Below are 13,902 nucleotides of genomic sequence, written 5' to 3'. Positions count from 1 at the left end.
GGCGGGGCATTTTGGTATCTGGCGGGCTGTTTTCGCGCAAAGGTCCCTCCTCTTTCTGGTCCTTATGCCAGACTTTTGCCAGGAATTGCCGTCGGAATCCCATTGTTTTAGGCTGGTCTCTTGTTATTTAATAGATTCATATTATCTTTGTGCCTCCAAACAAAAAAGATTATGCACAGGTGGATTTATGGCATTTTATGCTTTACATTAATAGCTTGCAGCCCGTATAGGAAAGAGACAAAGCAGTGGAAACAGTGGATAAAACAGGCAGAACGTATCGAACAGTCCGCCCCGTGGGAGGCGCGTGCCCTGCTGGATAGTGTAAAACATCCGGTGTTATTGCCGGATAAGTGGCTGGTGCGTTACTGCCAGGTGGCTTGTCGTCTGGCCGATTCGATTCGGACTCCTTTGCCTTATCTCTTCGACCTTGAGCATGCACATCGTTATCTGGAAAAGCATGGAAAGCCTATTGACCAGGCTCGCATGAGCTTCTATTTAGGCCGTTCCATGCAGGAAGAAAACATTTTCGCATCGTCTTTTGAGTATTTTGCCAAGGCGGAAATGTATAGCCGGGCGGCAGGAGACAGGTATTTATCGGCTCGTATCTGGCTGGAACTGGCGAATTGGTATGTGAAAAAGAAGGATATTCCGAAGGCACAAGACTGGGCGCGGAAATCGTTACCGGTATTCCGGCAGACCCAGGACAGCTTCCTTCAGGCACGGGCGTGGCAGATTTTGGGCCAAACCTACGTGGCACAGGATTCGCTCCCGGCGGCCCAAGATTGCATTCATCGGGCTGATTCCCTTTTCCGGCTGGCAGGCCGCCAGGCCGATATCGTCTCCTTATATAATAAGGTAGGGGAAATCTATCAGGAATCAGGGCATATTCCGCAAGCCAAGTATTGCTTCCAGCAAGCTGTTGACGCGGCTTCTCCCCAACCGGCTGCGTCGGCTTTTATCGCCTTGGGCATTCTTTATCTGCAAGAAGACAGTCTGAAACAGGTAGAATACTGCCTGCAAGAGGCGCGAAAATCCGCCTTGGGAACCATAGATTATATCCATTGGTTAAGAACTTTCGCGAATATGATGGCGAAAAAAGACGACTACCATACGGCTTTAGACTCTATAGAAAAGGCGCGGCAACTGACGAAAATCTACGAAATTCAGTGTCAAAAAGAGCGGAAAGAGTGGAATCAAAAAGCGGAAGAACACATGGAACTCTTTGAAAAGAAGCTCAATTTGCCGGGTCTTTCCCAGCAGATTTCGATTTTAAAATATGTAATGGTGTTCCTTCTATTCGTCCTGTTTTTCCAGATAGCCTACCATGTATATCAGAAAAGAAAGTATCGGAAGAAGTTAAAGAGCATGATGGATGAGATGAAAGAGCTGTACAAAGACAACCAAAAGTCGCGGCAAGAACTGGCAGAGCAGATGAAGTTTTACAAACAAGCGTACTGGAATAGTCGCTTAATGCAGTCGCAACAGGAGGAGGCGAAGGTGCAATTATTGCCTTTTTTGCAGTATAGGCAGCAAAAATGGCAGGAAACTACGGACTTCCTGAACGGCATCTTTTCGAATAATGAGTTGGTAGATTTCTTGACAAAAGACCTGTTTATACGGAAAAAGCTGGTGGAAAATCAGGTAAAAATAAGGGAGTTGGATATAGAAATATCGAGGTATGATAAAAAAAATAGCCTGTATCGCATACAGATTTTGCGCGAACAATATAGGCTATTACAGGATAATAAGGCATGTATCCTGCGTGGACTGCTATCGATAAACCGTACCATCGTCAAGGAAATCCCGTCGTATGCACGGATAAAGAAGCGAATTAAAAATCCAGATAAGGTGAAGCCGCTGGGGAAAAGGGATTGGAAATCCATGCAGAAAATACTGCATTATTTTTATCCCTCCTTGCAGAAATGCCTGGATGAGGCCGGGCTCACCCCGCTGGAACAGCGATATAGCTACCTCTCCTTCCTCCGATTGACGAACCAAGAGAATGCCCTTTGGCTGGGTATCCCATCCGAAAAGGCTGAAGAAACCGGCAGGCAGATACAAGAAAAGCTGTCTCTTTCCCAGAAAAAAAATGCCCTTTTATGCTATCTTCTGACGAGATACTGACAGCGTACTGCTATTTTTTTGAAAAAAATCTCCTTTTCTTAAAACAAAACACCTTTATGCCTTGTTTTAGGTATGAAGGTGTTCTTTTATAAATACAATGGTGAATTAAAAAAAACCTGGGCAGGTTTGTATAAAAACCTGGGCAGATTTACATGAAAACCTGGGCAGGTTTTTACCAAAATCCGGGCAGGTTTTTCAAGCGAGATGAGGGTATTTTTCAAAGAATATAGTCAGAACCAAATAAAAATTTGATTACTAACATATTAAAAAAAGACAGCTATGAAAGCAAATTACAATTTAGTAAAGAGGATGAATCCGTCGACAAAAGAGCTATTATGGTACGCAGCTCCATCAGGAAAAGGTGTAATGGATGCTACAGAAACGGCAAAAGCAGCGGTAGGAAATACGACATTGTCGAAAGGAGAGTTCAATCATGTGATGGAAACAGTGGCAGATAATTTGGTTCCCCGAATCATGAGTGGAATCACAGTAACGCTTGGTAATTTAGGAAAACTGCGATTATCGTTTAGTAGTAAGGGGGTAAATAATATTGATGACTTCGACCCGCAAACGATGATACAGAACTTAAAATTTATATTTTCCCCCTCTACCGAATTGAAACAGGCTCTGCAAACGGCTACGTTTGAACTGGATGGCGTGGTGGAAGACGGGGTGAAATATGGCTCGAAGGATTCTTATCGGATGGTAAAAAACTCGGTTATCCCTCCGGCTGTGACGGGAATCCTAGACATGAAGACGCAGAAAACGGACGGAACACTGACGCGCGGTCAGCTGACCAAGTTCACTGGCAACGGACTTCTCCTGGTAGGTTCGGACGGAACCAGCTCGGGAGCCATCGACTTCTACCAGTCTGATTCGCCGGATACATCTGTAGAAACAGTCACAATATTCGGACATAATACCGATACAGAGGTGGTCTTTGTAGTTCCTATTGACCTGACGGAAGGTAAATACCGGGTGACATTGACTACCTACTACAGCGGAACGGAGACGCCACTCGAGGAGCCGCGCGTGATAGAATGCCCGGAAGTGACGCTGGTATAGAGGGAAAACAGACGGTGAAACCGTAAAAATAAAGAAGGTGTGCCGTAGTGATTATATGGCACACTGATAACACTGATTCAACAGATAGCCACAGATTTATTTAATTATAAATCAATAAAAAAAGAATCTGCGGTCATCTGTTGAATCAGTGTCATCGGTGTGCCATTTTCTATTTCGGTGCATCCTCTTCGTTTTTAAGGGATAAACAGACGGTGAAACCGTCTAATTATGCTTAACCGAGGGTGGTGCGAAAGCGACACCTTCGGTATCTATGTATCTATACGAGACGACCTTGAAGAGGTCGAACCACCTAATATGCAACGAATTCGACCCCTTCGAGGTCGGATTTATAGGGGTCAGTGGAGCCGAAGGTGATGCTATCGCGTCACCTTCGGTTAAGCATAATTAGACGGTTACACCGTCTGTTATCCCAAATTCCGGTGATATAATCCGGTCATGATGACATCTACTTGAGCGAATATCGGTTATGATTTCTTCGGCAGAACGCGGGTCAGCGTTCCACATACCACTGAATTCATCCGTCCAATTAGGTCTTGTTTGCTGCTTCCCCGCTGCATTTTCTTGTCTAATATCTTCTTTATGGCTATTCAATACAGTCATTTTTATGTAGAAAAATAATCCTAACCTGATAAAAACACCCTCCTTACCCCATCTTTGGCAGCTTCAAGATGAAGCGGATGAGGGCGACAAAGACGCGGCCATACCGGTCGAGTTTGATTTGCCCCACGCCATGAATAAGGCTAAAGTCGTCCAGGGTGACGGGCTTGAGGCGCACCATTTCTTCGAGCGCTGCGTCGGTAAAGATATGATAGGCGGGGTGGTTTTCTTTGGCGGCCAACTGTTTGCGGAGCTGTTTGAGGGCATCGAGGAGTTGGTCGTCAACCGACGAGGAAGCCATCGGGCGGATAGGTTCGGCCCGAAAAGCGCCGCGTGCGGACTTGCTGGCCGGCTTCTCCTCCTTCTCGGGCGGACGATATTGTGCCAACTGAGCCTGGGCTTTCCCGTAGAGAACGCGCTGGCCGAGCGGCGTCATGCGCAGTCGGTTCGCGTTCGCATAGTCCACTTCGATGAAGCCCAGCTGTATCATCTGGTAAATATACTCCTTCCAATGGAGATAAGGAAGGTCGCGCCCCGCGCCATACGTCTTCAGGTGGTGATAACCTCGCTCCGTGATTTCCTGCCGGGCTGCGCCGCGTAGGATCCATATCAGCATCTCGATGCCGATTTGTTGCTGCGTCCGAATCATCGCGCTCAGGGCCTTTTGCACCAAAATGCTGCCGTCGAAGCGGACCGGCGGATGCTGGCAGACGTCGCAATTCCCGCAGTCATGCTCCGCCTCTTCGCCGAAGTAGCTCAAGAGGATGCGGCGTCGGCAGATATCCGCCTCGCAGTAACGCTGCATGAGGTTGAGCTTCTCGAGGTTCACCTCCTGCTGTCCGCTCTCTTCGGCGAACTGGCGAAGGACGATCAAGTCGGACAGGGAATAAAACAAAAGCGTGTCACTTTTCGCGCCGTCCCGCCCGGCACGGCCAATCTCCTGGTAATAGTTTTCGATGCTGCCTGGCATATTAAAATGGATTACCCAGCGGATATTGCTCTTGTCGATGCCCATGCCGAAAGCCACGGTGGCGCAGACCACCTCGACACGATCGTTGATAAAATCGTCCTGCGCAGTGATGCGTTCCTGCGGAGAGAGTCCTGCGTGATACGCCACAGCGCGGATATTGAATAATTTCAGTTCGTCGACCAGCTTCTCGGTATCGGCCCGTTTCATGCAGTAGACGATGCCGCTTTGTCCCTTATGCAGGCGAATGAAGCGCACCATAGCGTGCACTTTCTCCCGCTTGTTGAGCTCCCGCCGGACATTCAGCGCGATGTTCGGGCGGTCGAACGACGAGATAAAGACACGCGGATCGGCCAAATGAAGTTGCTTGACGATGTCGGCCCGCGTGACTTTGTCCGCTGTCGCCGTCAGCGCCACGACAGGAACAGAGGGAAACCGCTCCTTCAGGATGGAGAGTTGCGTGTATTCCGGACGGAAATCATGCCCCCAATGCGAGACACAGTGCGCCTCGTCGATAGCAATCAACGAGACATCCAGCCGAGGAAGAAACCAGTCCGCCTCCGCCTTCACCCGCTCCGGCGAGATATAAAGCAGTTTGATTTTCCCCTGCACACACAGCTGTTTGACCTGCTGCACCTCGGCTTCGCTCATCAAACTATTGAGGGAAGCCGCCGGAATACCGTTGGCCACCAGCCCCTCCACCTGGTCCTTCATCAAGGCAATCAGTGGTGAAATGACTAAAGTAAGACCGGGAAGGTAAATCGCGGGGAGCTGATAGCAAATGGATTTGCCCCCTCCCGTCGGCATCAAGACAAGGGCATCTTTCCCGGAAAGGACGTGCTGGATGATTTCTGCCTGCAGGGGACGGAAGGAAGGATACCCGAAAAATTGCTTCAAGAGCGCCAACAACTTCTCCATCATGGACGGTTCGAGACGCGCTCCAGTTCGCGTAAGTTCTCCATTCGCTTGCGTTGCATGAACTCATAAATGCCCTCCAAGTGCTCGGTGACGCGCTGGTTTCCGAACTCATACACCTTAGAAACCAGCCCATCCAGGAAGTCTCGGTCGTGCGAAACGACGATAAGCGTCCCGTCAAAGTCCGACAACGCTTGCTTCAGAATGTCCTTTGTCTTTAAATCCAGGTGGTTCGTGGGCTCATCGAGTATCAGTAAATTGACCGGTTCCAGCAGGAGACGGAGCAAGGCGAGGCGTGTCCTTTCGCCACCCGACAGCACTTTTACCTTCTTGTTTGCGTTCTCTCCGCCAAAGAGGAAGGCGCCGAGGAGGTCTTTTACCTTCGTACGGATGTCGCCTTTTGCCACGTCGTCGATGGTCTGGAAGACGGTCAGTTCGCCATCCAACAGCGAGGCTTGGTTCTGGGCGAAGTAGCCAATCTGCACATTGTGGCCGAGGGTCAGCTTCCCTTCATACGGTATTTCGCCCATGATACACTTGACCAAGGTAGACTTTCCCTCGCCGTTCCGCCCGACAAACGCAATCTTATCGCCCCGCTCGATGGTGAGATTTACATTCCGGAAGACGCACTTTTCGTCGTAAGACTTCGAGACATTTTCCAAAATAACCGGATAACTTCCCGACCGAGGGGCGGGCGGGAACTTCAAACGCAGGGCAGACGTGTCCTCTTCGTCCACCTCAACCAGCTCCAACTTCTCCAACATTTTCACGCGGCTCTGCACTTGTAGCGTCTTCGAATAGGTACCTTTGAAGCGTTCGATGAAGGCCTTTGTATCAGCAATGAACCGTTGTTGCTCGTCGTAAGCCTTCTGTTGTTGCTCGCGCCTCTCCTTGCGCAGTTGCAGATACTGCGAATAGTTCACTTTATAATCGTAGATACGGCCCATAGTCACTTCGATGGTCCGCGTCGTAATATGGTCTACAAACGCCCGGTCATGACTGATTACCACGACCGCCTGCCCGCTCTCGATGAGGAAATCCTCCAGCCATTGGATAGATTCAATATCGAGATGGTTCGTCGGCTCGTCGAGGAGCAACACGTCCGGCTTCTGTAATAAGAGCTTAGCCAGCTCGATACGCATCCGCCACCCGCCACTGAACTCCGACGTTTGCCGTCCGAAATCCGTCCGCTGGAAGCCCAATCCGAGGAGCGTCTTCTCGATGTCTGCCTCATAATTCCGTTCTTCTATGGAATAAAACTTCTCACTCAAGGTCGAGACACGCTCGATTAGTTGCATATACTCCGGCGAATCATAATCGGTACGCACCTCTAATTCGTGATTCAGTGCCTCTATCTCCGCCTCCATCTCGTGCAGATGGGCAAACGCTTGTGCCGCTTCGTCGAAGACCGTCCGCCCGTCTTCCGTCATCAAGTGTTGGGGAAGATAAGCAATGACCGTATCTTTCGGCGCAGAAACCCGCCCCTGTGTGGGTTCCTTTACGCCGGCCAATATCTTCAAAAGGGTTGATTTCCCTGCCCCGTTCTTACCCATTAAAGCGATTCTCTCCTTCTCATTGATGACAAATGATATGCCTGAAAAGAGGGTAGTACCCCCAAACTCTACCGTCAGTCCGTCGATTGAAATCATGCTTTATACCTAAATTATTATCTAAACTAAAAATGCCACAAAGATACATTAAATATATTTCCCAAAGAAATATACCGGACATCCTTTCCGATTATAACGAGAATCGCCGACGATTATAACGAAGATTGAAAACGATTATAACTATTTTTTCCTCCTTTTCCCATTCCCCTGTTTTATCGACAAAACCAGGAAAACAATCGATAAAAGCTGAATTTTCCCATACAAAAGCCTGCAGCGCACTTATAAGTTCCTAATTATTAGCATTTACGCACCTCATTTTTAACACACAAAGTTTGTTTATCCCAACTAAAATTAGCTACATTTGCATTGGTAAAAGTTCGCTTAGATTTGCATAAAATAGAAAGCGATTACCATTCCCACCTCCTATTTTAAGGAAGGGAAATGTGATGTTGAACAGATTAAGTTGAAATGTGATGATGATGTATTTAGTGTTGATGAACGGTTTTCCATGCACCACGTGGCATGGGAACCCCTTCCTCCTCCGCAGGAACTATTCCCTATTGAGAAGCTTCCCCTTTACCGGAAGCAGGACGAACGATTCGTTTGAACGCAAACGAAAGCTCTAATCCACACACTTATTTAGTCTATGCTGGCAGACGAACGCCTTGCCACGTAGTCCCCCCTTTTGCCTCTGTTTCAAGGCAAAGGGGACTGGGAGAATCTATCTATACCTATTTAATAACTAAATCTTTTATATCATGTACAAAGAGAAAAGTACAAAACCCGTTTGCCTTTTGCTTATAGCTACCGTACTGAGCATTACAGGCAATGTGTACGCAGAAATAGCTCCTGCGAATCCCCTTGCAGGAAGTATTGCGCAAGATGAAGGACAGCTAAAGGGGACCGTTTCGGATGCGATGGGACCTGTCGTAGGTGCTACCGTGCTGGTTAAAGGAACTACCCACGGTACCATTACCGACATGGATGGAAATTTCCTCTTGGAAGGATTGAAGCGGGGGGATGTCATCCAAATCTCTTACATCGGTTATACTACGCAAGAGATTATCTACGAAGGACAACCTTCGCTGAGTGTCAAGATGGCGGAGGATTCGGAGCAATTGGACGAAGTCGTGGTAACGGCTTTAGGTATGAAACGTTCGGAGAAATCGTTAGGTTATGCCATGACAGAACTGAAGGGTGAAGAGTTGAATACCAACTTGATTAACCCGGTATCTGCCTTGCAAGGTAAAGTAGCGGGTGTAGAAATCTCTGGTTCGGACGGTGGTATGTTCGGTTCAACCAAGATTCAAATTCGTGGTGCTTCTACGTTAGGAAGCAATAACCAACCGATTTATGTAGTGGATGGTATCATCTTGAGCAACGATGTCTATACGGGAGACCCGGATTGGTCGAGCGATACAAACGACTATGGTAACGAATTGAAGAACTTGAACCCAGATGATTTCGAGTCTGTTTCTGTCCTGAAAGGTGCAGCTGCTACGGCTCTTTATGGTTCGCGCGGTTTGAATGGTGCCGTAGTCATCACCACCAAGAGCGGAAAGAAGAACCAAGGTTTGGGTATCAACTTCTCCCAATCGATCGGTATAGATGTCGTGACTCAAACACCTAATCTCCAGAATGCATTTGGTAACGGTACCATCGCAGGTTATGTGGATTATGGAGAAACGGATGCCAACGGTGACTACTATGTGTATGACAACGAACGTCAGTTTTATACTAACTCGTCGGGCAACCGTTCATTGATTGGAGCCGAGACCATGGGATGGGGACCTGCGTTCGACGGACAAGACATTGAATATTATGATGGCACCACTGTTCCGTATAGTGCCGTAAAGAGCCGTTTCCGCGATGCCTATAATACCGGTTTCAATTCGAATACGAACGTGGCCGTCAGCGGAGGTAACGAAAAGACAACCTTCTATACCTCTCTGTCTTATAAGCATGCCAACGGTACGGTCCCCAACAACCAGTTCGACCGTATCTCGTTCTTAGGAAAGGCAACCCATCAGATTACCAACAAGGTGAAGATTGAGGCCAGCATGTCGTTCGCCAACTCTACTCCTCGCAATACGCAAAAGAACATTGGTTTGAACTTCGTTGATGGCACATGGGGGAACCTTTATAATACCTCTTATTCGAAAGACAAATACAAAGGCGACCACGGTGGTTTGGCGGATTCTTCCTACGGCGACGAATATGGGAATATGCCAGGACGCAGTACTTGGTGGAGCGTATATGAAAACGATTATCGCCAAAAAGAGACGTCGGTACGTCCCAGCGTCAAGTTAGACATAGACCTGCTGGATTGGTTGAAGTTTAATGTCGAAGGTAACTACAATTACTATTATACCCGTTATGAGAACAAACAGCCGGGTAGCGGCTATGCCAACGAAGGCGGATACTACGGCATCAGCCAGACTACGAAGGAACAAACCAACCTGAATGCGAACTTCGTCTTCAACAAGACGTGGGGAGACTGGACCGTAAACGGATTCCTGCGGGGCGAATATTATCAGAACTTCCAGCAGCAGCAAGCGATGAACACGGAAGGAGATTTGGTGGTTCCCAATCAATTCTTTATTGAGAACTCGGAGAATACCCCGTCCTACACCGCAGAGATTCAGGCCCACAAGAAGATGCTATCTGTAGCCTTCCAAGCCGGAGTAAGCTGGAGAGACCAAGTGTTCGTAGATGTTACAGGACGTAATGACTGGTCGTCTGCTTTGGTCTATTCAGACGGACATGGAACCTATTCTTACTTCTACCCCTCTATCAACGGTTCGTGGTTGCTCTCATCTACTTTCCGCGACCAATTGCCTGAGTGGATTTCTTTCGCCAAAGTACGTGCGTCGTATGCCCAAGTAGGTAATGACTGCGACCCGTATGGAATCAATACGGCCTATTCATTGAATACAACTACCACTTCGTCGGGCAAATATTATGGCCTCTCGATGAGTAGCACCTACTATGACCCGGACCTGAAGCCTGAACGTAAGAAAGCATGGGAAGTAGGTTTGGACTGGCGTTTCATTAACAACCGCATCGCCCTCGATGCTACCTATTACAAGGAGAACACCTACGACCAGATTATGTCTATCTCCGTCCCCAGTGTATCCGGTATCAGCAGCAAAGTGGTAAATGCCGGTAACATCGAAAACAAAGGTGTAGAATTGGCCTTGAACACGGTTCCTTTCCAAAATAAAGACTGGGAATGGGATTTGAACTTTACGTGGACGAAGAATATGAATAAAATTGTCTCTCTCCACGAGGATGTGGCAGATTATATCGTCCTTTCGGGAGATGTAAGCTATGGTAACTACCGTATCGGTTCGGTGGCTAAAGTAGGTTCTTCGTATGGAACATTGATGACCGACAGTTACGTCCAGATAGATGAATCCTCCGGCTTACCCATGTTGGTATGGACCGACTCCCAGCACCGTGCTCACCTCTACCGCAACGAAGAGGTAGTCGAGATTGGTTCCATGATTCCGGACTTCCTCGGTTCCGTTTCAACCAGCCTGCGCTATAAGAACTGGAGCCTCAGCGTCGCCTTGGATATGCGTTTCGGTGGCTATGTCGCATCTTACGCCAATCGTTATGGTACGGCTTATGGATGGACAGAAAGCTCTTTGGAAGGACGTTCGGGATATGGTGGCGTGACATGGACTTCCGCCTACGACGGTCTGACCTATAGCGATGGTGTCATCCCGCAAGGTATTATTTCCAGCGGAACGACCATCACACAAGCCGACGGTAGCACCTATACAGTAGGTTCGGGTGGTGTGTCCACAGCAGGAGAATCCTATCAGGAGTTGATCGATAAAGGCGTTATCGAGCCAACACATGCCTCGGCTTGGACTTACTGGAACAATGCTTGGAGCGGAAGCGGTTCGAACTATGGTGTAGTAAACGATGCGTGGTTCTCGAAATTGAACTACATCGCCTTACGCGACGTTTCGCTCAGCTACCGCCTTCCCACTTCCGCTTGTGAGAAGATTAAGGCGAAACACTGTATCCTGACCCTGAACGGGCATAACTTAGGTTACTTGCTCAACTCGTTGCCAAACAATATCAACCCGGAATCGGTCTCCGGTACGGCTTCCAGCGAATTCCGTATCCGTTCGCTCTCAGGTGTGACATCCAGCTTTACCCTAACAGTCAATGTAGGATTCTAAATGCTTGACAAAAGTAATTCCTAATAATATAAATAGTACATAATGGTAAACATTACGAATTATAAATTGATAGTAAAATGAGAAAGAATATATACAAAGGAATGATAACGGGAATGCTGGCAGGTTGTGCCGTACTCGCCGTATCTTGCCGAGACGACTTTTCGGAAGTAAATACTGACCCCAGCGCGGTAACAGATGCTGATGTAGCTTACCTGTTTGCTCAGGGTGTACTAGAGTTTGAAACCTCCGACTATACCTATTGGTTCTACCAGGCAGATGCTATGTATCAATACATGCAGACGTTGGTGTCGACCGGAAGTGTCACATCGACTACATTTGATGCTCAATCGCTACCCGGACTGACTACGACTGACGTATTAAAGTATAAAAACGAAATCGCATACACACGTTCGACGTTGACGGAAGAGGAAAGCGAAATGTATGCCAACTACGAAGCTGCCATGAACGTATTGTGCATCTATGCTGGCATCCATGATACAGACTTTTATGGAAACATTCCTTATACGGAAGCGGCTAACGCCATGCATGGAGGAACGCTGACGCCACAATACGACAGCGTACAAGACCTCTATGACCTTTGGATTAACCAACTGGACACTTGCATCACTACCTTTACGACTTCGACGGACCAGAACTTCGAGTCTGCTCAAGACCCTATCTATAGCGCGGATGCTACGAAATGGGCGAAGTTGGCCAACTCGTTGAAACTGAAGATAGCTGTTCGCTTGCTCTTCCAAGACCGTTCTCGCGCTTTATCGATTGCCGAAGAAGTTGCAAACGCATCTTGCGGACTTATCGATGGCGAGTCGGACGACTTCCTCTTCAACAAAGGTACAGAGAATACTTCAAGTAACGATTATGTCTACCACTGGAGTAATGGAATACTACAAAGCGTAGCCGGGTCGCAAACGATGATTGACTTTATGGTAAACAATCGCGACCCGCGCGTACGCTTTATCTTCCAAAAGAACGATTGGAACTCGAAGGTGGTACAGCTCTTCTTCGATGCCGGGAGAGCGGATGATGTGCCCTCTTATATTATGGACAACATCAACTATACGGTAGATAGCGATGGCAACTACCAATTCGATTCGTGGAAATCGCCAGGCGAACCGTGGGTACGTTACTATGGCTTGCCGCTCGACTTCAATGCCGCCCAACAGGCCGGGACATACGGCGATTGGTTCGACTACTCTAACCAATGCCGTTACGATGAATCCTACACGTACACGCCTTTCTCCTACTTCCAGCAAGAGCAAGTGTATGGCCGTATCGACTTCACGCTTCCCGTGGCTTCGGGCGATGCCGTCATTGAAGATACAGACGACCAACCCTGGTACGGCATGTACCTGACTACCGCCGAAGTGAACTTCTATCTGGCTGAGTTCGCGCTCTTAGGCGCAAGTCTTCCGCAGTCGGCCGAGGATTACTACAATAAAGCGTTGGAAGCATCCGTTGAAGAGTATGACCGGTTGGCAAACCTCAACCAGATACCCTACTACGGTACCACTTACAACTATGACCCGAACGAGGCCGTGATTGACCTCCAAAGCGGGGAAATAGAGGAAATGATGTCGCACGAGGATTATCAGCTTACAGGAAATACCGCAGACGACCTGGAGAAGATATACCTCCAAGAGATGATACACTTCTCGCTCTCGCCTATCGACGCTTACCGTACAGCCTTGCGTTCAGGTGTGCCGAAGTTTAACTCCGACATCTTCCCGCGTATGGATTATGCATCCAACGGGTATCCGGCAAGTTCCATCCCACGCCGTATGGCCATCAGTGCCCCCTCGCCTACCGACCAGATGTATGATATCCTTATCAACACCTACGAGGAGCAAGGGCTCAGCATCGGTTCATCGGGCGGTGTGCTCAATACCGAACGCCTTTGGATGGACGAAGGTGCTCCCCAATGGGGCGAAGGACCGCAATTATAACGATGTTCATTTATGTTAATTAATACCTCTCGAATATAATGTACTCCCGTGAGGGACCGATTATATGGACAAATAGAATTAGTTTTTTTGTTTGGTTTAAACCGGTTCGACTTGGGCTAACCACGACCTTAACGACTCATTCCATGAGCTAATGCGCATTCCCCAAGCGAACCGGTTCTTTTTATGCCTATCCGCTTTCTCCCTATTCTACAGATTCGCATTCCCGTCTGAAACACCTTCCTTTGGGTTCTATTTTGAGATTTTATGAAAGAATTTGGCTTCCCAAAACGTGGGAAATGCCATTGCGTCCACGCAAAAGGCTTCCAATCGCGTTGGAAATGGAATTGCGTCCACGCAATGGGCTTCTAATCACGTTGAAAATGGAATTGCGTCCACACAATGGACTTCCAATCGCGTGGGAAATGGAATTGTGTCCACGCAAT

General features: G+C 48.1%; 6 protein-coding genes. 4 read left to right on the top strand and 2 right to left on the bottom strand.

Annotated features, from left to right (window positions below; translation table 11 throughout):
- Positions 1-171 precede the first annotated feature (171 nt).
- The gene (locus B5F77_RS07105; RefSeq protein ID WP_087329406.1) at positions 172-2,124 is read left to right on the top strand and encodes a hypothetical protein; all 1,953 of its coding nucleotides are present in this window, start codon (positions 172-174) and stop codon (positions 2,122-2,124) included.
- A gap of 279 nt (positions 2,125-2,403) precedes the next feature.
- Positions 2,404-3,189, top strand: a complete 786-nt coding sequence (locus B5F77_RS07100) for a DUF4469 domain-containing protein (protein WP_087329404.1) — start codon at positions 2,404-2,406, stop codon at positions 3,187-3,189.
- Positions 3,190-3,853: 664 nt separating this feature from the next.
- Here the strand turns inward: B5F77_RS07100 and recQ are convergent.
- Both recQ and B5F77_RS07085 read right to left on the bottom strand, forming a co-directional pair.
- Entirely contained in the window at positions 3,854-5,692 is a 1,839-nt protein-coding gene (recQ, locus tag B5F77_RS07090; protein ID WP_087329519.1) for a DNA helicase RecQ, read from the bottom strand.
- Entirely contained in the window at positions 5,692-7,338 is a 1,647-nt protein-coding gene (locus B5F77_RS07085; RefSeq protein WP_087329400.1) for an ABC-F family ATP-binding cassette domain-containing protein, read from the bottom strand. The genes recQ and B5F77_RS07085 overlap by 1 nt, the downstream gene beginning before the upstream one ends.
- A 719-nt stretch (positions 7,339-8,057) precedes the next feature.
- Here B5F77_RS07085 and B5F77_RS07080 point away from each other — a divergent pair.
- Both B5F77_RS07080 and B5F77_RS07075 read left to right on the top strand, forming a co-directional pair.
- Positions 8,058-11,495 carry a SusC/RagA family TonB-linked outer membrane protein gene (locus B5F77_RS07080; RefSeq protein ID WP_087329398.1) on the top strand — a complete coding sequence of 1,146 codons (3,438 nt, stop codon included), beginning with the start codon at positions 8,058-8,060 and terminating at the stop codon, positions 11,493-11,495.
- Positions 11,496-11,572: 77 nt separating this feature from the next.
- Positions 11,573-13,459, top strand: coding sequence for a SusD/RagB family nutrient-binding outer membrane lipoprotein (locus tag B5F77_RS07075; protein ID WP_087329396.1), 1,887 nt, complete (start codon positions 11,573-11,575; stop codon positions 13,457-13,459).
- Positions 13,460-13,902 lie beyond the last annotated feature (443 nt).

This window comes from Parabacteroides sp. An277 (assembly GCF_002159645.1).
Taxonomy (GTDB): domain Bacteria; phylum Bacteroidota; class Bacteroidia; order Bacteroidales; family Tannerellaceae; genus Parabacteroides.
Note: the sequence above shows the minus strand (reverse complement) of the source record. Positions and strands in the feature narration are given on the sequence as shown.

What these genes read in the sequence shown, in the direction of transcription:
- B5F77_RS07105 (WP_087329406.1), top strand. Translation starts at nt 172, where the DNA reads ATGCACAGGTGGATTTATGGCATTTTATGCTTTACATTAATAGCTTGC.
- B5F77_RS07100 (WP_087329404.1), top strand. Translation starts at nt 2,404, where the DNA reads ATGAAAGCAAATTACAATTTAGTAAAGAGGATGAATCCGTCGACAAAA.
- recQ (WP_087329519.1), bottom strand. Translation starts at nt 5,692, where the DNA reads ATGGAGAAGTTGTTGGCGCTCTTGAAGCAATTTTTCGGGTATCCTTCC.
- B5F77_RS07085 (WP_087329400.1), bottom strand. Translation starts at nt 7,338, where the DNA reads ATGATTTCAATCGACGGACTGACGGTAGAGTTTGGGGGTACTACCCTC.
- B5F77_RS07080 (WP_087329398.1), top strand. Translation starts at nt 8,058, where the DNA reads ATGTACAAAGAGAAAAGTACAAAACCCGTTTGCCTTTTGCTTATAGCT.
- B5F77_RS07075 (WP_087329396.1), top strand. Translation starts at nt 11,573, where the DNA reads ATGAGAAAGAATATATACAAAGGAATGATAACGGGAATGCTGGCAGGT.